20 protein-coding genes, 2 tRNA genes and 1 pseudogene are annotated in these 25,771 nt (G+C 55.6%); 9 read left to right on the top strand and 14 right to left on the bottom strand.

Annotated features, from left to right (window positions below):
* The first annotated feature begins 28 nt into the window (after window positions 1-28).
* Entirely contained in the window at window positions 29-778 is a 750-nt protein-coding gene (locus QTO31_RS16125; protein WP_031458198.1) for an anti-sigma factor antagonist, read from the top strand.
* The gene (locus QTO31_RS16130; protein WP_301430115.1) at window positions 779-3,766 is read left to right on the top strand and encodes a SpoIIE family protein phosphatase; all 2,988 of its coding nucleotides are present in this window, start codon (window positions 779-781) and stop codon (window positions 3,764-3,766) included.
* A gap of 40 nt (window positions 3,767-3,806) precedes the next feature.
* Here QTO31_RS16130 and QTO31_RS16135 read toward each other — a convergent pair whose 3' ends face one another.
* The 3 genes from QTO31_RS16135 to QTO31_RS16145 are packed head-to-tail and all read right to left on the bottom strand — an operon-like array spanning window position 3,807 to window position 6,306.
* Window positions 3,807-4,592: an alpha/beta hydrolase gene (locus QTO31_RS16135; protein ID WP_031458196.1), complete on the bottom strand. Its 786-nt coding sequence runs from the start codon at window positions 4,590-4,592 to the stop codon at window positions 3,807-3,809.
* Window positions 4,585-5,394 carry a ComEA family DNA-binding protein gene (locus QTO31_RS16140; RefSeq protein WP_031458195.1) on the bottom strand — a complete coding sequence of 270 codons (810 nt, stop codon included), beginning with the start codon at window positions 5,392-5,394 and terminating at the stop codon, window positions 4,585-4,587. The genes QTO31_RS16135 and QTO31_RS16140 overlap by 8 nt, the downstream gene beginning before the upstream one ends.
* Before the next feature lie 51 nt (window positions 5,395-5,445).
* Complete coding sequence (locus tag QTO31_RS16145) at window positions 5,446-6,306, bottom strand: deoxyribonuclease IV (protein ID WP_031458194.1); 861 nt, start codon at window positions 6,304-6,306, stop codon at window positions 5,446-5,448.
* A 566-nt stretch (window positions 6,307-6,872) separates the two neighbouring features.
* Between QTO31_RS16145 and QTO31_RS16150 the strand changes: the two genes are divergently transcribed.
* From QTO31_RS16150 to QTO31_RS16175, 6 genes are all read left to right on the top strand, one after another.
* Window positions 6,873-8,705, top strand: coding sequence for a VanW family protein (locus QTO31_RS16150; protein ID WP_301430116.1), 1,833 nt, complete (start codon window positions 6,873-6,875; stop codon window positions 8,703-8,705).
* Window positions 8,706-8,853: 148 nt separating this feature from the next.
* Window positions 8,854-9,321: a CBS domain-containing protein gene (locus tag QTO31_RS16155; RefSeq protein ID WP_301430117.1), complete on the top strand. Its 468-nt coding sequence runs from the start codon at window positions 8,854-8,856 to the stop codon at window positions 9,319-9,321.
* 422 nt (window positions 9,322-9,743) lie between these two features.
* Window positions 9,744-10,817, top strand: coding sequence for a pyruvate dehydrogenase (acetyl-transferring) E1 component subunit alpha (gene pdhA, locus QTO31_RS16160; RefSeq protein WP_031458191.1), 1,074 nt, complete (start codon window positions 9,744-9,746; stop codon window positions 10,815-10,817).
* Window positions 10,818-10,896: 79 nt separating this feature from the next.
* Window positions 10,897-11,892, top strand: a complete 996-nt coding sequence (locus tag QTO31_RS16165) for a pyruvate dehydrogenase complex E1 component subunit beta (protein WP_031458190.1) — start codon at window positions 10,897-10,899, stop codon at window positions 11,890-11,892.
* 29 nt (window positions 11,893-11,921) lie between these two features.
* Window positions 11,922-13,265 (top strand): dihydrolipoamide acetyltransferase family protein, encoded by a 1,344-nt coding sequence (locus QTO31_RS16170; RefSeq protein WP_301430119.1) that lies wholly within the window; start codon window positions 11,922-11,924, stop codon window positions 13,263-13,265.
* Window positions 13,266-13,393: 128 nt separating this feature from the next.
* The gene (locus QTO31_RS16175; RefSeq protein ID WP_031458188.1) at window positions 13,394-14,293 is read left to right on the top strand and encodes a sulfurtransferase; all 900 of its coding nucleotides are present in this window, start codon (window positions 13,394-13,396) and stop codon (window positions 14,291-14,293) included.
* 796 nt (window positions 14,294-15,089) lie between these two features.
* Here the strand turns inward: QTO31_RS16175 and QTO31_RS16180 are convergent.
* The 5 genes from QTO31_RS16180 to QTO31_RS16200 all read right to left on the bottom strand — a co-directional run bounded on the left by QTO31_RS16180 (window position 15,090) and on the right by QTO31_RS16200 (window position 19,623).
* A complete protein-coding gene (locus QTO31_RS16180) occupies window positions 15,090-16,340 on the bottom strand; it encodes a hypothetical protein (protein ID WP_301430120.1) in 1,251 nt (416 codons plus the stop codon).
* Between the two features lie 299 nt (window positions 16,341-16,639).
* Window positions 16,640-17,128, bottom strand: coding sequence for a hypothetical protein (locus tag QTO31_RS16185; RefSeq protein ID WP_031458185.1), 489 nt, complete (start codon window positions 17,126-17,128; stop codon window positions 16,640-16,642).
* Window positions 17,129-17,389: 261 nt separating this feature from the next.
* Window positions 17,390-17,956, bottom strand: coding sequence for a hypothetical protein (locus tag QTO31_RS16190; RefSeq protein ID WP_301430122.1), 567 nt, complete (start codon window positions 17,954-17,956; stop codon window positions 17,390-17,392).
* A gap of 376 nt (window positions 17,957-18,332) precedes the next feature.
* Window positions 18,333-19,016 carry a ribonuclease HII gene (locus QTO31_RS16195; protein ID WP_051871051.1) on the bottom strand — a complete coding sequence of 228 codons (684 nt, stop codon included), beginning with the start codon at window positions 19,014-19,016 and terminating at the stop codon, window positions 18,333-18,335.
* Window positions 18,994-19,623 carry a class I SAM-dependent methyltransferase gene (locus QTO31_RS16200; protein ID WP_031458182.1) on the bottom strand — a complete coding sequence of 210 codons (630 nt, stop codon included), beginning with the start codon at window positions 19,621-19,623 and terminating at the stop codon, window positions 18,994-18,996. The genes QTO31_RS16195 and QTO31_RS16200 overlap by 23 nt, the downstream gene beginning before the upstream one ends.
* A gap of 462 nt (window positions 19,624-20,085) precedes the next feature.
* Here QTO31_RS16200 and QTO31_RS16205 point away from each other — a divergent pair, with 462 nt between their 5' ends.
* A complete protein-coding gene (locus QTO31_RS16205) occupies window positions 20,086-20,529 on the top strand; it encodes a zinc ribbon domain-containing protein (RefSeq protein ID WP_031458181.1) in 444 nt (147 codons plus the stop codon).
* A 71-nt stretch (window positions 20,530-20,600) separates the two neighbouring features.
* Here the strand turns inward: QTO31_RS16205 and QTO31_RS16210 are convergent.
* From QTO31_RS16210 to QTO31_RS16235, 6 genes and pseudogenes are all read right to left on the bottom strand, one after another.
* Window positions 20,601-20,674, bottom strand: a tRNA-Gln gene (locus QTO31_RS16210).
* 3 nt (window positions 20,675-20,677) lie between these two features.
* Window positions 20,678-20,764: transfer RNA gene (locus QTO31_RS16215), tRNA-Leu, on the bottom strand.
* Window positions 20,765-21,334: 570 nt separating this feature from the next.
* The gene (locus QTO31_RS16220; protein ID WP_301430123.1) at window positions 21,335-22,669 is read right to left on the bottom strand and encodes an RNA-guided endonuclease InsQ/TnpB family protein; all 1,335 of its coding nucleotides are present in this window, start codon (window positions 22,667-22,669) and stop codon (window positions 21,335-21,337) included.
* The gene (locus QTO31_RS16225) at window positions 22,660-23,220 is read right to left on the bottom strand and encodes an IS607 family transposase (RefSeq protein ID WP_301430124.1); all 561 of its coding nucleotides are present in this window, start codon (window positions 23,218-23,220) and stop codon (window positions 22,660-22,662) included. The genes QTO31_RS16220 and QTO31_RS16225 overlap by 10 nt, the downstream gene beginning before the upstream one ends.
* A 279-nt stretch (window positions 23,221-23,499) precedes the next feature.
* On the bottom strand, window positions 23,500-24,468 hold the full coding sequence (locus QTO31_RS16230; RefSeq protein WP_301430125.1) for a cyclic nucleotide-binding domain-containing protein: 969 nt from the start codon (window positions 24,466-24,468) through the stop codon (window positions 23,500-23,502).
* A pseudogene (locus tag QTO31_RS16235) lies at window positions 24,453-25,724 on the bottom strand (RNA-guided endonuclease InsQ/TnpB family protein); the annotation flags it as partial. The pseudogene QTO31_RS16235 and the gene QTO31_RS16230, both read right to left, overlap by 16 nt.
* Between the last annotated feature and the right edge of the window lie 47 nt (window positions 25,725-25,771).

Below are 25,771 nucleotides of genomic sequence, written 5' to 3' on the forward strand. Positions count from 1 at the left end.
GATACACGTGTCCGGATCTACGATCGCCATGGAGAGTATTACCCTCACCGCCGACCTGGATGCACTGGCTAAGATCAGTGCTTTCATTACTGCCGCTGCCGAACGTTGTGGTCTCGACGAACGGGCTACCTGGCAGGTACAGCTTGCTGTCGATGAAGCTGTCACCAATGTGATCCAGCATGCGTATGACCCCGATCAACCTGGCGATCTGACTCTGAGCTGGCAGTGTCATGACCATCGCTTCATTGTGACCGTCCGTGACCATGGCCGACAGTTTGATCCATCGACCGTGCCAGTACCTGATATAACCTCGCCGTTGGAAGAACGGCAGGTAGGCGGGCTGGGAATCTATCTGATTACCCGCTTGATGGACGAAGTGCATTTCGAGTTTTCTCCCCAAGGCGGGAATTTGTTGACGATGGTTAAATATTTGCCTCATGACCAGCCAGCAGAAGCGAACGAAGTTGTCGTCATCGCGATCAACGACCGCATCGACGCGCTGACTGCTCCTCGCGTGAGCAAGCTGGTAAACGAGCGAATCAGTAACGGTGCACGCCAGGTTGTGCTTGATCTGAGTAATGTTTCATTTCTGTCAAGCAGTGGGTTGCGTGCGCTACTGCTCATTCGTAAAGAGCTGATGACACTGGGGGGCGAATTACGGCTGGCAGCGCTCCAACCGCAGGTCTACGAGGTTTTTACCATTACTGGCTTCACGCAGGTATTCAACATTCATCCTTCAGTTTCTGAAGCCCGCGCTGCTTTTTCTCAGAGGCGTTGAGTGTCGCGCGAACAGATTCTGACATGGTACGGGTTTATCATTGGTATCGTGGCATGGTTGTGGTTGTTGACCCTACCCACTTCACCGGTAGACCCACTCTACGTCTTGCTGTTTGCCATTCTTGCGTTCGTTGTTGATCTGCTGGCATTTCGCACTCCACCAGCCGATGTCCATAGTCTTGCCCCGCTGGTATTGATCACTGCCAGTCTTGCCCTAGGGCCAGTCAACGCTGCATGGGTGGCAGCGATTGAAGGTCTGCTCTCCGGCATTGTCATTCTGCTGCTCACCAATCGACCACGCACATCGTTTTCACTGCTGGGTCGGCCACTTTTGCGCAGCGGGTTGCGCACGCTGGGTCTCCTGGTAAGCGGTTGGGTGGCAGGCACGCTGAGCGACCAACCGCTGACGAATAGCCAGATCGGTGTGTTATGGATTGCGACGTTGATCGGTTTTCCCCTGATTACCCAAACCGGACGTCTACTCCGCGAGCTGTTGCAGGGTGGGCAGAGCGGTCTGGCAACGTGGTGGCGTTCGGCATGGCCGGCGATTGTTGGTGCGGAAATTGCCCCCTTGCCGCTAGCCTGGTTGGGCGCGGCAATTGCTCGTGAATTGGGTCTGCTCCATCTCGGGCTTGCCGGGCTTGCTCTGATCGCATCAGCAGCGATGCTACGCCGATTATCACTCAACCTCCAGCGTCAACGCCGTTCGGTACGTGAATTAGCACGGCTGAATGAAGTGAGTCGCGCCATCATTCGCAGCGAACTCGATGTTGACTCACTCTGCGAGTTGATCTACCGCGAAGCGAGTCGGATTGTCGATACCTCGTCGTTTCATCTTGGTCTGTTTCATGGCAATTACTACACGCTGATGGTACGAATCCAGGATCGGGTGCGTCTCCCCCGCCTGACCGTCGATCTCTCGGAAAATAGTGGGCTAATCGGCTGGATTCGTGAAACCGGGCGGGCGATTCTGGTTGAGGATTTTGCCCGCGAGATGGATCGCTTGCCTGCGCGTCCACGCTATCAAAGCGAACGGCCACCCCGGTCGGGAATTTATGTGCCATTGATTGCCGGCGAGACGGTCATTGGTTCCATTTCAGTTCAGAGCTATGAACCAGGCGCTTTTGATACCAATGATCTGCGACTTATCTCGCTGATCGCCGATCAGGCTGCGGTTGCCATAGCCCGTGCTCGCGCTTTTAATGAAGCTCGTCAGCGTGCCAATCAGTTGCAAGCGATCCGCGAAGTAAGCCAGCAAATTACTGCGATCCTCAATCTTGACCAGTTGCTGCCATCTATTGTGCGACTGATCCGCGAACGCTTCGGCTATCACCCGGTTCACATCTTCACGATTTCACCTGATGATGAGCGCATCTATTTTCGAGCTTCGACGGCCGATGGTGCTGATCTGGAACGGATTCGGGCCTTGCCGCTCCGTATTGGGCAGGGGCTGGTTGGCGAGGCTGCCCGACGTGGTGAACCGGTTTTGGCCGGTGATGTGTTCAACGATAGTCGGGTAATACGCGACACCCAACATACGCGCTCTGAGCTAGCAGTGCCGTTGCGTGTTGGCTCAACGGTGATCGGTGTGCTGGATGTACAGAGTGACAAACCGCATGATTTTGATGACGATGATCTCTTCATTATTCGCACGCTAGCCGATCAGATTGCGATTGCCATCGAGAGCGCGAACGCTTATACTGCGCAACAGGAAGAAGCCTGGACCCTCAACGCCTTGTTGCAAATTGCTGAAAATATCGGTCGGGCAACGACACTTCCAGACCTGCTGGCAACCGTGGTACGTTTGCCGCCGCTTCTGTTAGGCTGCCCACGGTGCTACATGGCCCTTTGGAATCGTGAACACCATGACTTTGTGTTGCACGCAGCCTATGGCTTACCACGCAGCGTCCGAGCGACACTGATCGACCAGCCAACCCGCTCACCGTTTTTATCGCGTTTACGCGAACATACGATGGAGACAGATCAACTCTGCATCGAGACCCTCTGGCAGGCACGGGATAATGTCGATCAGTGGCCGACACTGATTGCGGCAGCCGAAAGCGGAACGCTGATCGGATTACCGATAAAAGTGCGGACAACGCTCCTTGGAGTACTGGTGCTCGATTACAACGATCCATTCCTCTCCCTCAGTTCTCGTCAGCAGAATCTGTGTATCGGAGCTGCGGCCCAAATTGCCAGCGCTCTCGAAAGTCTGCTGCTGGCGGTTGAGGCAGCAGAGGCAGCTCGTCTTGAACAGGAATTGCGCGTTGCCCGTGAGATTCAGCGTACCCTGCTCCCGACACGTCTACCCACAGCCAGAGGATGGCAGATCGATGCCGCATGGCAATCGGCACGTCTGGTCGGTGGTGATTTCTACGATTTCTGGACGTTTTCATCGGGTGCAGGTGGTTCTCAGGAATTAGGTTTCGTGATCGCCGATGTGAGCGACAAGGGTATTCCGGCAGCTATGTTTATGGCAATGGCCCGTTCGCTGGTGCGTGCTGCCGCTCTCGATGGTTCAGCCCCGGCACGGGCAATGGAACGCGCAAACCGCTGGCTGTACCGCGACTCCGAATCGGGCATGTTTGTCACGCTCTTTTATGGTCGACTTGATCTCGACTCTGGACGCCTCGATTTTACCAGTGCCGGTCATAATCCGCCGCTGATCTATCGGGCAGCTTCCGGTACCATTGAAGAGCTACGAGTCCCAGGTATTGCATTAGGTGTGATTGCCGAAATAACCTTACCTGAAGCTACAACCACACTCGCACCGGGGGATGTGTTAGTCTGCTACACCGACGGCGTGACGGAGACGATTAATGAACTGCTGATCCCTTTCGATCTTGAAGGGTTACGATCCGTGATCAAGGTTTACCACACAGCACCGGCAAGTACCATGGTGCAGGCCATTCTGGCGGCAATTGCCCGCCACAGTCACGGTCAACCGCCGTTCGATGATATTACGCTCGTCGTGATTAAACGGGAGTAATGAGATACAGTCGTTGATGATGGATCGGATTCTACACCTGCTATCGTCTCAGAAAACGTTCAATCCGCCGAAAGATAGCAGTCTGGTACGGGCCGGTAAGCAGGAGTTGATGCCCTGTCGCTGGCCAGTAGCGTAGTTCGCAACGCGAACTGCCAAGCCGTGATGCAATGGCAGCCGCACTCTCCGGATCGGCAGTGTTATCATCGTGACCGTGCATAACCAGGGTTGGTACACGCACCTGTGGTAAAGCACGACGGGCTGCGGCCAGGGCTAGACGTAGTTCATCGGCAGCAGCAACCGACACCTTGACCGAGCGACGTAATATCTGTTGTACTGCGGGGTCATCAAGATCGAGATCGGGCTGACGACGCCAGATCGACGCTCGCAGCTCATCGCTGCTGAAATCAGCTCGTTCTAGCAAATAAAACCAGGGCGTTACGTAGCGTGCGATGCCCAACAGATCGACTCGCCAGTCACCACCCAAACGGTACGGCGTTGCCAGCATGACCAACCGTTGCACCGGACGCTGAGTAGCCAACAGCGCTGATAGGGCACCGCCGAGCGAAAAACCAACTACCGAGACGGTAGCTGCGCGCCTGGTGAGGGCATCAAATGCGAGACGCACCGCCGCCAGCCAATCCGTCCAGCGCACATCCATAAGGTCTTCCGGTCGTCCAGTATGGCCGGGGAGACGGATGCCAAACACCGTAAAACCAGCCCCGGCGAGATATTCGCCGAGATCGCGCATTTCACCGGGGTCGCCGACAAAACCGTGTACCAGAAGACAGGCGTGATCGCCACCCTGCAACAAGAATGGTTCAATCATTGGGATCAACGCGCACTAGTTTGCGGAAGATGTTGATATTACGCTCACCAATACCAGCAATCGCTGTCAGATCATCAACGCTCTTAAAGGGGCCATGAGCTTCGCGATAGGCGATGATGCGTTCAGCCAATACCGGCCCGATACCCGGTAATGCCATCAATGCCTCGCGATCCGCTCGATTAATGTCAATCGGTGTGAAATCGCTCAACATAGGATCAGCTACCGCTTCAGCTTCGGATGCTGCTTGATCAGAGGTGGTAGTGGTTGTCGTGGTGGTCGAATCTGCCACCTCACCGTGGACAACTAATTGATCTGGTTCAGGGATGGTTGCTACTGAAACACTCACTTCCGCAGAAGCTGTTTCGGCGGGAGATGTCCCCTGATCATGCGTCGTCTCTGGTAACGACGAGGCTGAACCTGCCGTTTCAGATAGCCCAGGTGTTGTCACCGACGCAGCATGCGCCGCTGTTTCTGGTGCTGGCTTCCCTGACGGGCTATCAACGCCGTTACGTCTGGCGGAAGCAGCATCACCAGAAGGAGGAGCCGTACTTCGACGAGTTGACGGCGGTGCGCCACGATGAATGCGCGTAACAACTGGTCGTGGTGCACTGCCGGTTGCTGACGGTGTTGACGGTGCTGGCGGTGAGGACGCAGGTGATGGTGGCGGTGTCGATGGCACTGGCATCGGTGGCTTTGCCGATAGATCGGTCACCGGTGCTGATCCACCGGCGTTCTGCATTCGTCGCCAGATCAGATACCCAATTCCCAGTAGTAAAACGACCAACAGCAATTTACGCCACATAGCAATCTGCTCCCCGCTCATTTCCAAAGCTTGTTCCCGGCACCTACCCTGTTATGATACTGGCGAACTCACGAGCGAGCGTAACACGGCCAGATTCATACGATCTTCAGCCATGTCCTCGCCTTTCGGTGTCTCAATAATCATTGGCAAACTGGCAAAACGAGGATCATTGACGAGCAACCGGAACGCTTCGAGTCCAATACATCCTTGACCAATATGCGCATGGCGGTCAACCCGACTTCCCAACTCCTTCTGTGAGTCGTTCAGGTGAAAACATTTAACCCATTCAAGGCCAATCAGTCGATCAAGTTCAGCAAACGTTGCCTCATAAGAGGCGCGATCACGAATATTATAACCGGCAGCGAAAATATGACAGGTATCAACGCAAATCCCTAGCCGGTTGTGGTATGGAATCAACTCGAACAAACGGGCTAGATGTTCAAAGCGATACCCCAACGCCGTTCCCTGACCGGCGGTCGTCTCAAGTAAAATCACCGTGTTACCACCCACACCATCAGCCAGTAACCGGCAAATTGCCTCAGCGACTCGCGCCAGGCCAGCCTCCTCTCCGCTACCGGTATGGGCACCGGGATGGGTCACCAGATATGGAATGCCGAGTTGGGCACAGCGTTCTAGCTCATCGGCGAACGCCGTAATCGACTTTTCGCGCAGATCGTCGGCAGGAGCAGCCAGATTGATAAGATATGAGTCGTGAACGATGACCGGATGAATACCGGTTCGCTGCTGCTCAGCTCGAAACAACGCAGTTTCCTCGGGAGAAATGGGCTTCGCCGTCCACTGCCGTTCGTTCTTGGCGAAAATTTGCATCGCCTCTAATCCAACCGATTCACCGCGGGCAAATGACTTTGAGACACCGCCCGAAATCGACATGTGTGCGCCAAATCGCGGCATGCGACCACCCTGAATACCTTTGCGCCGGCGAGTACCGGATACAGCAATTATATCACTATTCCCCTGACTTCATTATGCATTATGCGTTCGTTCCGTAGAATGCAGGTCCCCCCGCACCCTCCCCTTCCTCTCCCAGCAGGGGATGAGGAAGGGGGGAAATCGCCCACGCCCCTTCCCCCATAGCAGACCGGGAAATTGCCCCCGCATCCTCCCCCAGCCCCTTCTTCTCCCGGCAGAGGAGCGGAAGGGGAGCGAGGGATAGGTGCACAGACACCCGTACATCTCAGCCGATTCTACCCCAAGGGGTAGAGGAGAATCCGCCCCTACAATACGGTAACAGGCATCATCACCGTACCAAGAAGAAAGCCTGGCGGCAGAGCACTATCGGAACAGGAAGCTGTCGCTCCTGCACTCGTTGCTCTCGCCGCTCGCCTGCGACTGCTGAGAAGGAGGAAAACGTTGCATAGCTCTCCCGCAATATAGATAGCACTTGACACTTGTACAGCAGAACGTTAGACTAAAGACACAACCGCATTCCTTCCCATTGAGACGCCGTGCATGAATGTATGGAACACCAACTACCGGCCAACGTTCATCATCACCGTCGGATGTCCTTCTGGCGGTTTGTGGAATGGTTGCTGGTAATGTTTGCGCTTGTCAGCCTGGTTGGGGTGCTGGTCTACGGTAGTCTCCTGCTCTTCGAGCGTATCCTGGCTGATCGCATTTACCCCAACATCAGCGTGCGCGGTCTCCCAATCGGCGGCATGACTCGAGCCGAGGCAAGAGCTGCTTTGCAGCGTCGTTATGCCGATTTCCTTGCAACACCGATAACGCTCTCGTTCAACGATCAGATTTGGCGACCGGCAGCCGAAGACCTTGGCCTGAGACTGGCTATTGATGAGGCGCTTGATGTAGCATTTGCCATTGGTCATCAGGCAGAGCGGTCAGTGAACCTGCGAATGGCAGCCGCAACCTGGCAGTATGGCGTTGATTTGCCGATCCGTCTTACCTTCGATCAGCGGGTTGCGCAGGAAACTCTCAAAGCTATTGCCGCTGAAATTGATCGGCCACCGCAAAATGCCAGCGTCGATCTGCACGGAAGTACAGTAATTGTCGGCCTTGAACAATGGGGTCGCCAGACGTTGATTGACGAAACCCTAGCTGATATAGCTGCGGCTGTGCAACATCTGCAACCGCAAGAGGTTACGATCCGTACCCGAATCCTCGAACCAACCGTTCGTGACAGTGATCTTGCCCCAACAGTGAGCGAATTGCGTCTACTCCTTAGTGGCCCGCTCCGGCTGGAAGGTCGGGGTGGACGATGTCAACCCGAATGTCGCTGGGAATGGTCACTCGATCAGATTGCTTCCTGGATCAAACTACGCAGGTTAACTGCCATTGATGGGCGTCCGGCGCTCGCGGTTACGATTGATCAGTCTGCTATTCGTGCCATGTTGAACCCCATTGCGGCTGCCTTACGGGAAGAAGGAGGGTTACCAAGAGTCGACTGGAACAACGGTGATTTGCGAATTCGTACTCCTGGCACCCCTGGTCGTGGGCTGGCAGTTGAAGAGACGCTTGCCCGAATCAACGCTGCTCTTTACAGCAACGAACGGACGGTTATCCTGCCACTTCGTGATCTGCCACCACCGGTTACTGCCGAAAATCTAGCGATGCTCGGCATCAGAGCACCGGTTGGCGTGGGAGTCAGCTCATTCCGCAACTCGGCTGACTACCGGATCACAAATATTCAGGCGGGTACCCGACAGATCGACGGAGTCCTCATACCACCCGGCGCTACGTTCTCATTCAACACCACCCTTGGGCCGGTCACCGCCGAGCGTGGCTTCGTCGAAGGCTACGCCATCGTTGACAATCGAACGCAAAAAGAGTGGGGCGGCGGGCTTTGTCAGGTCAGTACAACCGTCTTTCGCGCAGCCTTTTTTGCCGGCTTACCCATCACCGAACGGCATGCCCATTCGTTTCGCATCGGTTGGTATGAAGAACTCGGTGAACCACCTGGTCTCGATGCTGCCATCTTTACCGGTGTCAACGACTTGCGCTTTGTTAATGATACCGGGGGGTGGTTGCTCTTGAGTGGGACAGTTGATCTCCGTCGTCAACAATTCACGATCACTCTCTACGGTCAGCCAACCAATCGACGGGTCGAGTATACCTACCGTATTCTCGAACGAATGCCCGCACCGACTCAACCGGTGTATGTTGATGATCCTACTCTACCGAGCGGTGTGATTCGGCAAACCGATACTGCTCGTGACGGACTACGGGTTGAGATCTATCGCACCGTCTACGTAGGAGATCAGGTACATCTCCGTGACACTATCCCCACGACATTTCAACCATGGCCCAACATTTTTGTTCGGGGCACCAAACGCTAATGTTTCGTTAGCATGATAGCACAGCGACACTGCGCCCCGATTCACCTCGCCGACAGGTTGACGATCTCTGCTATACTAGAATTGAGTTGTTTGAGCAACTATTCTCGTGAATAATATCACGACTGAAGATAACGAAAGGTAACTCAGAATGAAAGCGCACGAGATCATGACCCGCAATGTGATTTGCGTCAACGATGATGCCACTGTTGAAGACGCGGCCCGTCTGATGACGCGCAACCGGATCAGTGGTTTGCCGGTTATCAATTCCCATGGCATGCTGGTTGGCCTCGTCACCGAACATGACCTGATTGCCAAAGAAGGACGTACCGTCAAAGAAATCATGACGCGGAGTGTCATCAGTGTGAGCGCCGACACCGAAGTCGAACATATCCAACATCTCTTGACCAACCAGCGCATCCGACGGGTACCGGTCGTTGAGAATGGGAAAGTGGTTGGAATCGTCAGCCGTTCTGATCTTGTGCGCCAGATTGCTATGCGTTGGGTTTGCGGGGTATGTGGTGAGATTGTACGTACCCTCGATCCACCTAGGCATTGTCCACGCTGTGGCGCCGACACCCATGCCTTCACGCGCGAAGTCGTGCCACCGGGGATGTAATGACCGTCTGCAAACCTAACAACCTTAAGCAGGTAAGGACATCCCCAACCTTTATACCGGCTCGTGAATCATCGGCGAAGCATGGTAATGCGGCACAGAACAATTGCAACGAAGCCACGACTGTCGCGTTTGTAGATGTACTCGTGTAAAAAGCATTGTGTCAATCAGTTTTGCGATACCGTCATTGCTTGTCAGAACGGTAACCCTTACACGATACCGGATAGAGCGGGTGCTTCTTACCTGTTTGAACAATCTGCCTTCGTCGGTATCAGGCGCAAGCCTAAACCTCTGGTTTGGGTAGCACCTAGAGCGCAACCCACACTCGCGGGAGTGTGGTAGCAATAACAGATGGCGCACCAAACCGGCTCATATCCCCTTCCTGCCGGAGCGGAACGCCCAGCATAAGAGAGGAGACCACAACAATGGCCGAAGTTGCCGAAACGACTCAACCACTGCTTGAGCGTGCTACTGTCGATGAATTGAAGCACTACTACTACCAGATGCTTCTGTTACGACGTTTTGAAGAGCGCGCCGGCGAGATGTACGTGAAAGCCAAAATTGGCGGGTATTGTCACCTCAATCTTGGCGAAGAGGCTACCATCGTTGGCTTGATGGCAGCGCTGACTCCCGACGACTATATCTTCACCAATTATCGCGAGCACGGTTACATTATTGCCCGTGGTGTACCACCCGGCCCAGTAATGGCCGAACTCTTCGGTAAAGAGACCGGTGTATCCGGTGGTCGTGGCGGATCGATGCACCTGTTCGACCGCAAGACCAACTTTATGGGTGGCTATGCCATTGTTGGTGGACAGGTGCCATTGGCCGTGGGTGCCGCCTACGCGCTGCGTTATCAGAATAAGCCGGGTGTGGTCGTTGCGCAAATGGGTGATGGAACCACCAATATTGGTGCATTCTACGAGTCACTCAATCTAGCTAAACTCTGGAAATGTCCGGTGCTCTTCTTCATTGTCAATAACGGCTACGGTATGGGCACTTCAGTGGAAGCCGGTTCATCAGAACCCGATCTATGGAAGAAAGGTGCATCATTCCGCATTTACGGTGAGCGTGTTGACGGCACCGATGTGCTCGCGGTGCGCGATGTCGTGCGCCGATTACGAGCACGAGCCGAAGCCGAGGGTGAACCGGCGATTATTGATGCGGTTAGCTTTCGTTTCCGTGGTCATTCGGTTATTGACTCCGATCGCTACCGTGATCCTGAAGCAGTCCGCCGGGGTCGCGAATTGTACGATCCGATCCGAAAATTTGCCACGCTCCTGCTTGAGCACGGCGTTATTGATGATGCCTGGCTTAAGGCGGTTACCGAACGGGTTGAACGCGAAGTACAGGAGGCAATTGATTTCGCCAACAACAGTCCCGATCCGAAGTTTGAGGATCTCTACAAGTATATGTATGCCACACCGGTACCAAATACACCAACGACCGAAGATGCTATTCGTGCGGTAAAGATCAATCACGGTGAGTTTGACGTATAGCCGGTTATAGTGGAGTGTCATCCGCTTTCCCGATGTTCCGTGTGGTGTAGCGGATGTTGCATGGACTAAAGAGGTTGTTATGCCTGTTATTACGTATCGCCAGGCCCTGAATGACACCCTTGGCGAGGAGTTAGCCCGTGATCCAAATGTCTTGCTCATGGGTGAAGAGATTGGCGTGTTTCAGGGTTCGTATCGGGTCACCGAGGGCTTGCTGGCCGAGTTTGGCCCCAAGCGCGTTGTTGATACCCCGATTGCGGAAGAGGGATTCGTTGGAGTCGCTATCGGCGCTGCGATGCTCGGCCTGCGTCCGGTGGTCGAGATAATGACGATCAACTTTATCCTGGTCGCTATCGATCAGATCGTCAATCATGCGGCGAAGATTCATTATATGTTCGGTGGGCAGGTCAGTGTGCCGCTGGTGATCCGAACACCTTCAGGTGGCACTGGCCAACTAGCAGCCACCCACTCGCAGTCATTCGAGAACTGGTTTGCCTACTGTCCTGGCCTCAAGGTGGTCGCACCGGCCACACCTTACGATGCCAAAGGTTTATTACGGGCTGCCATCCGTGATGATGATCCAGTGATCTTTATCGAGTCGCTGGCGCTCTACGATACTAAGGGTGAAGTACCAGAAGATGATGATTACGTCCTTCCGATTGGGATTGCCGACGTAAAGCGACCGGGTACCGATGTGACGGTTGTCTCTTATTCACGAATGACAGCCGTAGCATTGCAAGTTGCGCAGCGGATGGAACAAGAGGGCATTAGTGTCGAGGTCGTTGATCTGCGTTCGCTCCGCCCGCTTGACCGACCCACCATCATCGAATCGGTGAAGAAGACGAATCGCGCCGTTGTGATCGCGGAAGACTGGTACTCATACGGTGTAACGGCTGAAATCGCGGCGACAATTCAGGAAGAAGCCTTTGATTATCTCGATGCGCCAGTTTACCGGGTCGCCGGCCTTGAAGTGCCGTTGCCCTACGCCAAAGAGCTGTCGGCAGCTTCAAAACCAAATGCCAATAATCTGATTTACGCCATTCGGCAGGTCATGCGTGGCACGAAGCGCATGCGATAACGATACGGTTATGAGGAATAGGAGGCTCCATGGGTGAAGTAACCATGCCTCGTCTCTCCGACACGATGTCGGAAGGCACTGTAGGCCGCTGGTTGAAGAAAGTCGGCGATCAGATTGCTGTTGGTGACATCATCGCCGAAATCGAGACCGATAAGGCCACAATGGAACTGGAAGCTTTTGAAGCCGGTGTTCTGCAACAGATTTTGATCCCAGAAGGACAGACCGTGCCGATTGGGCATCCGATCGCGATCATCGGTGATAGTGCGGCACCCGTTGCGCCAACACCGTCAATACCACCAGTCACGACGCAACCATCGGCTCCCTCGGCATCGGCTGTCACTCCAGTCACCGTTCAGGCAGTGTCTCCAGCAGCAGTAGCAGAGTCGGCTACGCCCGCACCGGCTGTCGGTGGTGATGACAATGGTCGGATTAAGGCATCACCGGTTGCCCGACGCCTGGCCGAAGAGCTAGGGATTGATTTGCGCCAGGTAGTAGGTACCGGTCCAGGCGGTCGTATTATCAAGGAGAATGTTGAAGAGTTTGCGGCCCGACGTGGTGCTGCTGGGCCAGCGCCTGTGGTGACACCATCTGCCCCGGCGCCGACGCCTGTACCGGTGTCACCCCCAACGCCGGCGCCTGCACCAGCGCCAGCACGCACCCCGACACCTGCACCGGCGCCAAAACTGGTCGGCGCCGAACCGCTGAGTCGGATGCGTAGGACTATTGCTCGCGCAATGACCGATAGCAAGCCTGGTGTACCGCACATCTATCTGACCATCGAGGTCGATGCTGACGCGCTGGTAGCATTGCGTGAGCAGATTACCGCCAGTGGAACCCGCATTTCAATTAATGATCTCGTGGTTAAAGCTGCGGCGAAGGCCTTAAGCAAAGTACCGGCAGTGAATGTCAGTTATAGCCAGACTGCTGACGGTCAACCCGGTATCGTGCGTCATAGCCAGATCAACATCGGTGTGGCCGTGGCCCTTGATGATGGTCTGGTAGCGCCAGTTGTTCGCGATGCCGATAAAAAGAGCATTAGCGTCATTAGTGCCGAAATTCGTGACATGGCACTGCGCGCTCGTGAGGGCAAGATTAAGCAACAGGAACTTGAAGGAGCGACGTTCCAGGTCACTAACCTTGGGATGTTTGGAATTGTCGAGTTCGGCTCGATTATCTCGGTACCACAGGCTGCTTCTCTGGCTGTTGGTGCGGTGCGTAAAGTTCCGGTGGTACGCAACGACCAGATCGTCATTGGTCAGGTGATGAACCTTACCCTCAGTGCCGATCATCGGGTTGTCGATGGGGCGGTCGGCGCGCAGTACCTGCAAGAGTTGCGTAAACTGCTCGAAGCACCGATGAATATCATCGTCTAACGAGCAGGTGAGACGCATTGCTGTCGGTCGCTGTGACCTTTGTGTCTTGTGGTGCAACCAACCACTATGACACCGAGGTCACAGTGTGTTTGAACCATCGCTTGTCATGACCATTACCGAGGAGCCGTATGAGTATAGAGATAGAGCTACCATCAGGGCCCCTGGTTGAAACTGACTGGCTGGCAGCCCATCTCGGTCACCCGCAACTGCGGATCGTCGATATGCGTGGAACCGTCTTGCCACCTACTGCACCTAAACCGCACTACTTTGCCCGCCACGACGATTACGCCGCCGGTCATATTCCGGGCGCCGTCTACATTGACTGGACACGTGACATTGTTGACCTTGATGACCCGACGCCCGTGCAGGTCGCTCCACCGGCCAAAATTGCTTACGAGCTAGGGAAGCGCGGTATCGGTGACGATTGTGTGGTTGTTGCTTACGATGACTGGTTTTCAATGTTTGCCGGTCGTCTGATGTGGGTGCTGCGCTATTATGGTTTCGAGCGCGTTCGGGTTTTAAATGGTGGGCTGGTGAAATGGCTGGCCGAGGGGCGTCCGCTAACTACGGAGGTTCCCAATTACCCACCGGCAACTTTCACGCCACGACCACAACCGCACCTGCGGAAAACAGCCGATCAAGTCTTGCAAGCCCTGGAGCGTGATCTGCTCTTGATCGACGCTCGCCACGAGCGAGAATACCGCGGTCTGGAATCACGTGCTGCCCGTGGCGGTCACATTCCAGGTGCCCACAACGTTTTCTATCAGAGCCTGGTCAGCGGGCCGCACCAAACTTACCTTTCCCCTGATCAACTCCGTGAACGCTTTCGCGCTGCTGGTATCGATCCGGATGCCGTCAATGATCGTGAAGTAGTTGCTTATTGCAACGGCGGTGTTTCAGCCACGCCAACTGCACTGGCTTTCGAGATCGTCAGCGGACGTCGGGTAGCGATTTATGATGGTTCCTGGAATGAGTGGGGGAATGATCCGACCAAACCACTCGAAGCTGATCGGGAAGGCAGTGAATGACATCAGGAGAGTGTGGGAGGCAGGTTCGGAACTTACCCTTGATAGTATACTGTTACGACGTGAACTGATGTATGACGTTCATCGGCCTATCAAACCCGACCGAAAACCGGCCCATTGAACATTCATTCCTACCATGCTTTAAGAGTGTGATCAGAAACTCGAGGTTTTGATCAGGCGCTTAGCAGGGGTATCGGCTGAAGTGGCGAGCAACGAGGAGCACGCCTGGCTCCTCACCTACCCCCTATCCCTTCCTCTCCCGCAGTGTGGGAGAGGAAGGGATAGGGTGCCACCTCACCCATCCCCCTGGCCCCCTTCTGCTCCCAAACAAGGCGAGAAAGGGATTGCTCAGGCACGGTATGTCCCAATGAGAAAGCAAGGTTTTTGATCAGGCGCCAAGGACTATCCGAATAATCCATCATCACCTCACAACGGATGAACCTTGTCGATGGATGCAAGACGATTCACAAGGAGGGGCGAGGCGCCGCCTCGTCCAGATAAGATCCCACGGCGATGGTCGTGGCGCCTAGGCTATCGAACGTCGTCGCAGCGCAGGAAGATGACGCTTTCGGATGGCACACCGATCTCAGTGAGGATAACCTGCGCTAACCCGCATCGCTCGGAACAGGATATGTCGGATCGGCGCTCGGCAGGTGAGTGCCCTGTCGTTATCGGCAAATTGTCACATCAAGGTACTACCTCGCCTACCGACGCGCAACTGTTCTCGCACGTACCCGGTGGTGCCTTACCGGGGGCACGCACGAACGTGCCGCTGAGCTATTGCTAATGAGATGTCAACTTACTCATCAGGGTTGCCGTACTCATTAATGTCAGCAGGATTCGGATCGTTGAACGGAATATTAGGTGGAGTCAGGGGATTGTTGTCTAACCCAATCAGCGGTACCGGTTGCGGATTGGCAATCGTGTCGCTGGTTTGGGTCAGGGTAAAGGTGGCAATAACCAGTTGCTGACTCACCGCACCCTGGGCGGTAAGCTGGTAGAAACCAACCGGCAACCGTTCATCGAGGAACAGTTCTACCATGAACTGACCGGCTATCGGATCGGCAAAGGTCGAGGGAAAACCTCGCACCGAGCCGTCTGGCATCGTTAACCACAGATCCACTCGTTCACCGGGGAAGAAGAGATCGCCATTCGCATAAAAGATGGAGCGTTGCGGAGCCTGCGCTCCGAAGGGAACGACCACCGACAGACGGGCTGGCCCACGTGGTGTTACCGGTCGTGAGCGTAGTTCAAAGTGGGCAAAGGCGCGAAACCCACTGGTATTACCGAGTGCGGTTACGGTGTAGCGCCCAACCGGATTCTTACCCTCAAACTGGAAGGAAGTTGAGACTGCGCCAGCGGGTGTTGCCCGTATCACCTGTTGGCCGGGCGGAAAATCGATGACGGTACCGTCGGGTGCTGTAAGCCAAAACGACACCAATTCACCGCCGATGAAGCCTCGACCATCGACCTCAAGGATCTGCCCCTGTAGAATGACATTCGTCTCCTGACCATTCAATGTCGCCCGGATAGTGGCATTACCACTTGGCCCTGGTTGTCCGCCTGGAATCACAACAAAGAAGGCCGATGCCGTATTTGCCCCGCCGCTACTCAAACCGCGCCCGGTCAGTCGGTAGCAGCCATACGGCCAGGTACCCGGTACCGTAATGGTCAGCGAAAGTTGACCGCCATTGTTGGTAAAGCGGGCAAACTGCACATTCGTAGGCATATCGATCACGCCGTCGAGCAACTGGCTGGCACCAACGGTAAAGATACGACCGTCGGGGAAGGTAATGTCAACTTCTACCGGTTCTGGACCAAAAGGTGGCTCAAGGACCCGATAATAATCGAAACGAGCAAGCAGGCTCTGAGTTTGAAAGATAGCCGGTGCTGGCGCGTTGGTGGTTGCACATGGTGCGAATCCCTGGGGTGTAAAGATTTCGACACGTGCCTGAGAAGCGGCTGAACCATACACAAATACCCCAAGAATCACGATAATAAAGATGCTGAATCCGAATGCAAAGGCGGAACGCAGTGAAAGTCTTCTCATAACCCCCTCCCTGGTATGCTGAGAAAAACCTGATAGGATGATGAAAATGTACAATTCACTGCGTCCAACGAGCAATCTGTGTAGATTACGCTATCGTTACAAGCATTGTTAGAACGGGAACAGACTTTATGAGTAAAAATGCGGTTTAAATTGGTGAAAAAAATGTACAGATTTTAACATACTACAAAAAGTAATCTCACCACAGAGAGGTTACAGAGATTTCCGCCTGCAATCATCTTGTTCGGCGCGCTGTCTTACTCTCTATGGTGAGTCGTGTAGTGAACTACAAGGAACGTGTATCAACCTCGTTCCGAACGCTGTAACTCCTCAACCCGTTGCAACTGTACGTAGAGCGGTGGAACACCGAATAAGGCCCGTTCCCAATCGGTCACTCGTGGATTGACCTCGCCAAGCGACCAGCGCCCACCGATGCGGATAATCTGCGTGCCGAAGTGCTGTGGCTGGCCCAGTTCGATGAGCAGGCGATCCCATGCCATCGCTCGCAGTGTCCACGCCCGCTCGTCACCCAATTCTGTGGCACGCCGGGCAAAGCGATGGGCATGACGAAAGTCGGCTGCTGTTTCACCACAGATCATGACCAGGCCTGCCAGGAAATATGCGCGCTCGTCGGTAAGGTATCCCTGCGCTTCCATTTCCAGTACGCGATCACAGCGTCGCCGCCGTTCAGCCGACGACGCCCCTTTGGCCTGTCCATCTATTGCTTCGCTGGCGAGGCGGCTTAGTTCGGTTATGGGATCCTCGGGAAGGAACTCATCATCTGGATCCATCACCAACTCCTTACCGTCTGACGGTCAGATATACAGTGCGTGTTTGCAAGTTTTTAGCTTCTCTTTTCAGTGTACCACGTATTAGAGGAGTCCTCGGTGGTGAATCGTAACAGGTTGTGGATGATGATCGTTACCGTCATTACGACAACGCACCACCTATCATGCAGAGCAGTGGTCATCTACGCCAGGCCAAGGGATAATCCCTTTACAATCCATCTTCAACGTGCGGCAAGTATGGCTGCCCGCTGCATCTTACCGCAATTACGACCGGACTGTACGTTGTGATAGATGCCACCCATCGAGCACATCGGCAAACGTTCGCCGATCATTCGCACAGCGTCGGCATAAGACTACCCAGCGCCAATCTTCCCCCTGCTGCACTGGCCGTCGGTAGACATCAATCCGCTGGTTCGTTCCACAACGGACGCAACACCCACCGGCACGCAGGTATGTAGCCCAGATAACCGGCATTGCCAGATGATCGAGGAACAGATGCAATGTTACCCCCGCCGCTAGTGGACGAATCCATCGATGGTGCTGCGCCAATGCCCAAAGTGTTGGTACCACAAGGAGCGGTTGATGCAGCCACGAACGTAATGAGCCGTACCTTGGCCGGTTGTCGCCACGCCGCGGCAGTCGATTGCGATAACGATTGTAGTGGAGGGCACCGCTAATACTCCAATCGCCGGTACGACTGATGTACAGTACCAGATGATCGAGGTCGATCAAGACACCACCGGCAATGAGTAGGGCTGCTGATAAAGGTTGCCGTGGATATAAACACATCGCCAGAACGGCTGAAGAGACGAGATGTTGATCAAATCGCATACTGCGCTCCGCTACGCTAAGAACGTCGTGAGTATAAAATTCAGAGGTTTCACCCCGCTACAGCATAACGTCTTAGAGCCTGATCAGAAAGCCAGATTTCTCATTGGGCACGTACCCGTGCGAACCATTGCGTGAGGTGTACCAATATGCTTTCGCGCCAGCCACGCTCCGCCCCCTTCCTCGGCCCGTGTGGGAAAGGAAGAGGCCAGGAGGGAAGGTGCGGGGCCAACCTCCCCTGCCTCGCCCCGTGTGGAGGAGGAAGGGGCCAGGGGGAAGGTGAGGGGTGCCAGTTGCCCGCCACTATTCCCCGAACCATTCTGGAGATACCATGGTCTCGCCTCATCAAAAGCCCGGGTTTTTGATCACACTCTGATATTTACGGCAATCTATCCGCTAACATTGTCGGTACAATCTCCGCAGTCGCTGTGCACTCTAGTTGCGCCAGAACGTCCATGACCGGCTGAAAAGTGCGGCGATGTAACGGTGATGGGCCGTATCGAGCGAGTGCACGTTGATGAACGGCTGTACCGTAACCCTTGTGCAGGGCAAAACCGTACTGCGGGTAACAGCGGTCGGCGCTTACCATCAACCGATCACGGGTGACTTTTGCAACAATTGAGGCAGCCGCAATCGAGAGTGAACGCGAATCACCACGGATGAGCGATTCCTGAGCAAGTGTGATGCCGGGTAGCCGTTCGGCATCGATGAGCACGCCATCAACCGCACAGGGTAGCGCCAACAACGCCTGGATCATTGCCAGACGGGTCGCCGGAACGATGCCATAAGCGTCGATGAGAAAAGCCGGCACGATACCAACCCCAATCCCTGCTGCGTGCGTCTTGATGACGGTATACGTCTGTTCGCGGGCGTTTGCCGTCAATTGTTTGGAATCGTTCACCATACGTAACAGGTCGGGCTGATCGTATACGGCTGGTGAGAGCACTACTGCGGCTGCAACAACCGGACCGGCCCAGCAACCGCGTCCGGCTTCATCAACCCCTGCCAGTACGGTGCAACCTCGTGCGCGCCAGGCGAACTCAACGCTCAGATTCGGTGGCATACGGTTTTCCCATCATCATCAGGACACTACTGTTTCCTACCCGAACACGCTGCACCTGCAAGCGGAAATCCCCGAACTCAACAACAGTCGGTAGCTCATCGGTGTGCCGTCTCAGCCACACCAAACGATAGAGAGCATCAATCAAGCGACCGTACCATCCTTCCGGGCGTCCACCGTCAACGATCACTAATTGTCCGTCAGCAGTTAACACTCGCCGTATCTCGGCCTGTGTGTTCGGATCAAGGATATACTCTGCCGGAAAGGTTGCACATACCGTATCGAAACTGGCGTCGGCAAATGGTAAGCGGCGCGCATCAGCTCTTATCAACCGACGGCTGAAACGTGCTGCTCGTCGCAGCATAAACGGCGAGAGGTCTAGTCCGATAACATCGGCACGTCTGGCGAGTGCTCGTTGCAGATAACCCGGCCCACATCCCAACTCCAGCGTCCGTCCGCGTAACACAGGAACTGCTGCTAGTACCCAGCGTTGCCAGTAGCCACCGGAAACCAGCCACGCGATGAGGTCGTAACTCCACGCCAGTTCGTGGTAGAGACGATGAAACAGCCACCGGACGATCTGTTGATAGAAGAACACAAATTGCTTCATGTTAAGGATGATACAATAATTGCTACATGCTGCGTTGTAGAGACCTTGTTGGCGACATCGTATATCTATCGTTATACCATATCCGGTCGGAGGTGTGAAAGCGGAAGATGTTGGGAAGTACGCCCACCGTAATGTGCTGACACGCCAAACGATGATGTTCGGCCAACGGTGCGGGGTGGGGATTATCGTCAGCGGATGCAAGACAGTGGTTTTTCAGGAAGGAGGCTCCCTTATCCCAAATCACAGAGATACTGAACATGCCTGGTACCCTGTTGTCGGTCGCGGCCTGCTGGGTTTACAGGGCCAGATAGGTTTATATACCGTCCGGATCTGTGTTTATGCTCATCACTGCTGTCATCATACCTGAAAGTGACATTCTGCATCCACTGACGATTGCTGATCGTCAAACATAGCGAAAATCCTTTGAGAAGATTTCTCGCCGAGCGTAGGAGGGAGATTTTGATGAGCATTCTCGACCAACTGGGTAAGACCATTGCCAATGTCAGTGATCGGGCAAGGTTCGAGGCTGAGAAGTTTCAGAAGACGACACGTCTGCAAAGTGAAATCAACGAACTTCGCCGCCTGATCGATCAGAAACTGTTAGAGCTTGGTCAGCGTGCGTATGACCTGCAACGGGCAGGTCAGATTCACGCCCCTTCACTGGCCGAACTGGCAGCCGCACTCGATCAACTGCGTTCGACACTGGTTGCCCGTGAAGAAGAGCTGAAACAGGCGCAAAACGAGGTCTACGTTCCGCCAACACCGCCATCGCCAACGGTGCAGTCGGTTCCAATTAGCGAAGCTCCGCCTACATCTGATGCGCCAAAGATATGTCCACAGTGCGGTTTCCAGATGCCGGCGCGAGCGATTTTCTGTCCGAGTTGTGGGACACGAGTGGGCAAGTGAAGATCAGCCGTTTGATAGCAAAACCCCTTCTTCACGCCATTGTGAAGAAGGGGTCACTTGGTTGAGTTTTGTGGCTGGGGGACAGGGATTCGAACCCCAACCGCCTGGGCCAGAACCAGGTGTTCTACCCTTAAACTATCCCCCAACGTGGTGCCGAAGGTGGGATTTGAACCCACACGAGGTCACCCTCACTACGCCCTGAACGTAGCGCGTCTGCCAATTCCGCCACTTCGGCCTGAGCCGTTTGCTCGGCGCGAAACATATAATACTACGACGAACGTCCTTTGTCAAATGGATTCCAGGACTCTTGCAGAGCAATCGGATCGCTTAAATGCCAGGCATCTTGACTGGAAAGGTCATCACACGCTGCACGAAAGCGTTTGGTTTTTACCTGACTTCTTGAGAGAGAATCAGGAGGACTGAGCGATTGAAAGAACTTATTTTTGATGTTGAAATGCCTGACGGGATTTCTGCACAGAAGTTATCTTCCTTGCCAGACCTGGTTCTGCAACTCGAAAACTACGCTATCAAGCGATGACGTGAAGCGCCTGTACCGCTACCGTAAAGTGTAGAGTTCTTTCTTATGGGAAGAATTCAACGAAGACTCTTTTAAAGAGGGCATTCGTGTTTCTTTAGAGCCGATCCGATATATCTCGTTCCAACCCATGAAGGTCGCCCCTCGCCGTCCTGATGCAGCGGCAGCGGCCCCGGGATGTACATCGCAGCCGGTCCGGCCGTCTATCATGCGAGAGGGTAGGGCGCAGCGGTGCTGACATCTATGTACCGTTCTGCCGCGCATCGTCATTTATTTCACCGTTCTGACGCCCGAAAGGTGAAACTCATGACGGGCTGCTTCCTGCTTCATCGACCCATAGCTCGTAGACCGACCCTCGCGGGCCGTTCCGCCGCCAGAGGGATCTCCACAGGCGTCACTTCCCGGGGAACTCCCGGTAGGACCCGTCAGGTGGGTCAGCCCGTATGCGCTCAGGTTGCACGCCGCATTGCGATCCCGATCAACCTCCAACCCGCACGCCTCACAGTGAAACACCCTCTGGGAAAGGGGGAGCGCAGGACCGACCCAGCCGCAGCCCGAGCACCGCTTCGTGGACGGGAAGTTCCGCGGCGCAATGAGGAGCACGGCCCCATACCAGGCGTACTTATACTCCAGCATCCGCCGGAAGGCCCCCCATCCCACATCCAGAATGGCCCGCGAGAGACTCCCGTTCCGCGCCAGGCCCCGCACGTTCAGGTCCTCCACCACCAGAACCGGCTTGGCTGTCGCCAGCTCGGTGGTGACCTTGTGCAGGAAGTCCTGGCGAATGTTGCGGATGCGGCGATGCAACCGGGCCAGGCGCACCACGGCCTTCTCGTAGGTGCGGGAGAAAACGGTTCGCTTTCGCTCCTCCCCTGTCTCCGGATCCCGCTCTCCTACCGTCTTCTTCTGCTTCCGCGAGAGCTGCTTCGAACGGCGCTTCAACAGCCGCAAGGCCTTCTCCAGAGGCTTCGGGGCCTCGATCCGCGTTCCATCCGACAGCACGGCAAACGCCTTCAGCCCCACGTCGATGCCCACCACATCCTCCGGTCCCTGGACCTCCCGGGGATCGGGATCCGGGCGCTCCACCTCACAGGTCAGGCTCACGAACCAGCGATCCGCCTCTCGGGAGATGGTCGCCGAGAGGATGCGGGCCTTCTCGGACTGAAGGAGCTCCAGAAGTTTATCCGTCCGCTCCTTGGTGCGGACCTTGCCGATGCGAGGGAGCTGCACGTGCCGGGGCGTGACCCGGATATGGCCGGTTAACCTCGCCTTGTTGTCCGCCAGGGCCTTCTTGCGCTTGACGCGGGGGAAGTTGGCCCGGCCCTGCCGCCAGTTGCGGACGGCCCGCTCCAGATCCCGGAATGCCTCCTGAGGGGCGCATTTGGACACCTCCACCCACCAGGGGGCGTTCGCTCGCTTCCACGTGTTCCAGTCCTTGTGGAGGTTCACCGCTGAGGGGATCTGCTTGCCGCGTTCGTTGGCCTCCAGACAACGAGTCAGGCCCCAGTTGTAGGCGAAGCGGGCGGCACCCACGTGCTTCGTCAGGGCGATCCGGGCCTCCCGGCTGGGGGCCAGCTCGAAGCGGAACGCCTGTATCACCCGCATCCCATTGCCTCCAGCGCCTGCCTCGCTCGGTGCCGGGCCGACCGACGCCCATACCGACGCCCGCAGGCCGAGGTGCGGATGTCCAGGACGTCGTGCACCAGGTCGTCTGTCACTTCCCCATCCTCTATGACCACCACGTGTCGCCCCGAAGCGGCCAGAGCCGCTTCCAGCACGTCACATCCGAACCGGGCCAGCCGATCGCGATGCTCCACGACAATCCGAACCACCTGGGGATGCCGCAGGATCCGTAGAAGGTTCTTTCGTTTTCCGTTCAACCCGGAGCCGATTTCGGTCACCACGTTCACCGCTGTCCAACCCTGTTCTTGAGCAAAGGCCTGAAGGCGTTGAACGTGCCGTTCCAGATCCTCTTGCTGGTCAGCGGAGGACACTCGGGCGTAGAGCACCGTGGTGCCTTCTGGGCAAGGCGCTTCTACTAGGATTGTCCCAGTAGGCAATTGGCGGGCAGGGACAGGGAGCTTCCCCGCCCGAAACCACCGCCAGGCAGTGATATAGCTGATCCCCTGCTGACGAGCCCAATCCGAGAGTTTCATGGCTGAAATAAGTGATAATAAAATTTCCAGCAGTTGTCAACCCTACCTCCATCCACCGATGATGGGGAGTTGGCGTGCGCACCACCCCACCGGTACAATGGTCATGTGATGCGGGGTGGGAAGCATAGAGGTAGTCGATGCGACGGGTGGTGAGGCACCGGTAGAGGTACGGCGCCGCTGTACCCCTCCTGACAGAGTTAATCCGTCATGGACGTGACGATACGATATTCGGATAGGCACTCCTTCGTTATTCGTGCAGATGAATACAGCGTGAATATCTTATCGGTCTATCGTTTGCCAGTGGAGGATGAGATCAGGATACATCAGGTAGAAACGTTGCAAGGCCGCGGCATCAATTGACCAGACCATCCCTTCGGTCAGGGCACGCACGGTAAGCCGGTAGGGTTCGCCACGCAACGCCGAGCGCATACCAAAACAGTGGCCGCTCTGTTCACTCTCACCACTGGTCTCACCGCTGAAGTGCAAGCGACCGCTTATCAGCAAGAAACCGTGTGTTCCTATTTCGCCTCGTTGACAGAGAACATCACCGGTGGCGATCGGGTGAGGGGTAAAATCGAGCGCTAGATCAAGTAGCGTAGCCCAAGGCAATTGCCCCAACGTTGAATGCAGCCAGAGCCATTCGGCGCGGGCAAAAGCGGCTCGTAATCCCAACTGATCGGCTACAAAGGCAAATAGCTCAGGTGTGATCTGTAGCAGTTGCACGTCACTGTGTGCCACCAGCGTACTGGTACGCGGTTCGCCGATCAAGGCGCCTCGTTCCCCCAAACTGTGACCACGCCCCAAGAGACGCACCGCTTCACTGCCAACAACTATCTCGACGATCCCGCGATGGATAACATACGCACAGCCATCGGAGGCTTCACCTTCACGTGCGATAACGCTACCTGCTGAGAACGTAAGGACTGTACACTGTTGGGCTAGCTTTGATCGGGCAGAAGCCTTCAGACGGGCAAAGATCGGGCAGATGGTGAGCGTTTCAAACCGTTGGCGTTGTTCGTCGTCTTGCACGATGTCACCTGTGCCAACAATATGACCACTGACGGCGATTTCTACCCGGTCGGCCACGTCTGCGGTTACGTCGAGATGTCGGTGACTGGTATGGGCCAGGATAAGACGTCGGCTGCGAGCGCTAAGTGTGCGTAACAGTTGTGCACTCGGTGTTGTATGAATAGCACCACCACCCATATCGTGAACCAGGAATTCGGCTGCTCTCAAGAAAGTGCGCAAAAGTGCGCACAGTTCTCTTCCTGCCCCGACGTGTCTTGATGACCACCGTCGTATCTGACAGGCGTGACTTTCCCGACTGCGGCGGGGACGGTCCCCGCCGCAGCGCCGCCATTACTGGTCGGACTCGCCACGGGTAGGGCAGTTACGGTTGCCAGCCGTTTCAGGTTCAGCGCCGCATTGAGGTCACGGTCATGGCGCTCGCCACATTGCGCACACACCCATGTTCGATCGCGCAACGTCAGCGCCTCGTTCTTCCAGCCACAGATGGAACAGAGTCGGCTACTTGGATACCAGCGATCAGCAATAACCAACCGCGTTCCGTAGCGTTTCGCCTTGTATTCCAACTGCGAGCGGAACACACCAAAGCCAACGTCAGAGATGGCGCGGGCGAGTCTCTCGTTCGCGAGCATCCCTTTGACGTTTAAATCTTCGATCACTAACGCTTGGTTTTCGCGGCAGAGTCGAGTCGTGAGCTTATGAGTAAAGTCCGCTCGGAGATTGGCAAGGCGGGCGTAGAGCCTTGCCAATGTCGCAGCGGACTTCTGCCGGTTGTTCGAGACCGGCAGGCGCGCTCCTTTGGGCAGGCGGGCATGGCGTCCAAACCCCGCCATCTCTTTGGCGGCTTCCAGCTTGCGGCTGAGACGCCGACCGCGAATCTTGAGGCGACGCAGCGCTGCGTTGAGCGGCTTTGGCGCTTCGATGACTTCGCCGTTGGAGATCGTTGCGGCAGCCTTAACGCCCAAGTCGATGCCATTGACCTCATGGGACGTGCGACGCCGATAGAATTGCGCATCAGGCACTTCGACCTGTATTGCCACAAACCAACGATCCGCCGTGCGCGAGACCGTCGCGCCCAGTATCTTTCCTTTGAATCGCAGTTCCTCGGTCATGGTGACGTCGCCGATCTTGGGCAGGCGGATCGTCTTGCCGTCCAGACGGAACTTGTCGTTGGCTACGTAAAAGCTGTCGCGGCAACGGCCCTTTTTCTTGAAGCGCGGTGCGTGCGCCTCTTTGCCAGCCTTGAGGTCGGTGAAGAATCTTTCCCAGGCTTTGGCGAGATGGGCAAACGGCTGGGCGTGTGCGTCCCGGTGCATGTCTCGCAACCAAGGCCGGCCGTTTTCGTCGAGCCACTGTGGGTCGGTGTATTTGATGGCGTTGAACTGCTTTTTGAGCGCCATTGCGTTCGGCTTGCCGCCTGCTGCGTATTGTTTGTTCCACTCATTGAGCGCCCAGTTCCAGACGCGCCGGGCCGTGCCGCAGGCGCGCTTGAACTAATCCACCTGCTCAGGAGTCGGACAAAGAG

Source organism: Chloroflexus sp. MS-CIW-1, assembly GCF_030444705.1.
In the GTDB taxonomy this organism is placed as follows: domain Bacteria; phylum Chloroflexota; class Chloroflexia; order Chloroflexales; family Chloroflexaceae; genus Chloroflexus.

Coding starts and splice junctions, on each gene's coding strand:
- QTO31_RS16125 (WP_031458198.1), top strand. CDS start 29: ATGGAGAGTATTACCCTCACCGCCGACCTGGATGCACTGGCTAAGATC.
- QTO31_RS16135 (WP_031458196.1), bottom strand. CDS start 4,592: ATGATTGAACCATTCTTGTTGCAGGGTGGCGATCACGCCTGTCTTCTG.
- QTO31_RS16140 (WP_031458195.1), bottom strand. CDS start 5,394: ATGTGGCGTAAATTGCTGTTGGTCGTTTTACTACTGGGAATTGGGTAT.
- QTO31_RS16145 (WP_031458194.1), bottom strand. CDS start 6,306: ATGCCGCGATTTGGCGCACACATGTCGATTTCGGGCGGTGTCTCAAAG.
- QTO31_RS16150 (WP_301430116.1), top strand. CDS start 6,873: ATGGAACACCAACTACCGGCCAACGTTCATCATCACCGTCGGATGTCC.
- QTO31_RS16155 (WP_301430117.1), top strand. CDS start 8,854: ATGAAAGCGCACGAGATCATGACCCGCAATGTGATTTGCGTCAACGAT.
- pdhA (WP_031458191.1), top strand. CDS start 9,744: ATGGCCGAAGTTGCCGAAACGACTCAACCACTGCTTGAGCGTGCTACT.
- QTO31_RS16165 (WP_031458190.1), top strand. CDS start 10,897: ATGCCTGTTATTACGTATCGCCAGGCCCTGAATGACACCCTTGGCGAG.
- QTO31_RS16170 (WP_301430119.1), top strand. CDS start 11,922: ATGGGTGAAGTAACCATGCCTCGTCTCTCCGACACGATGTCGGAAGGC.
- QTO31_RS16175 (WP_031458188.1), top strand. CDS start 13,394: ATGAGTATAGAGATAGAGCTACCATCAGGGCCCCTGGTTGAAACTGAC.
- QTO31_RS16180 (WP_301430120.1), bottom strand. CDS start 16,340: ATGAGAAGACTTTCACTGCGTTCCGCCTTTGCATTCGGATTCAGCATC.
- QTO31_RS16185 (WP_031458185.1), bottom strand. CDS start 17,128: ATGGATCCAGATGATGAGTTCCTTCCCGAGGATCCCATAACCGAACTA.
- QTO31_RS16190 (WP_301430122.1), bottom strand. CDS start 17,956: ATGCGATTTGATCAACATCTCGTCTCTTCAGCCGTTCTGGCGATGTGT.
- QTO31_RS16195 (WP_051871051.1), bottom strand. CDS start 19,016: ATGCCACCGAATCTGAGCGTTGAGTTCGCCTGGCGCGCACGAGGTTGC.
- QTO31_RS16200 (WP_031458182.1), bottom strand. CDS start 19,623: ATGAAGCAATTTGTGTTCTTCTATCAACAGATCGTCCGGTGGCTGTTT.
- QTO31_RS16205 (WP_031458181.1), top strand. CDS start 20,086: ATGAGCATTCTCGACCAACTGGGTAAGACCATTGCCAATGTCAGTGAT.
- QTO31_RS16220 (WP_301430123.1), bottom strand. CDS start 22,669: ATGCGGGTGATACAGGCGTTCCGCTTCGAGCTGGCCCCCAGCCGGGAG.
- QTO31_RS16225 (WP_301430124.1), bottom strand. CDS start 23,220: ATGAAACTCTCGGATTGGGCTCGTCAGCAGGGGATCAGCTATATCACT.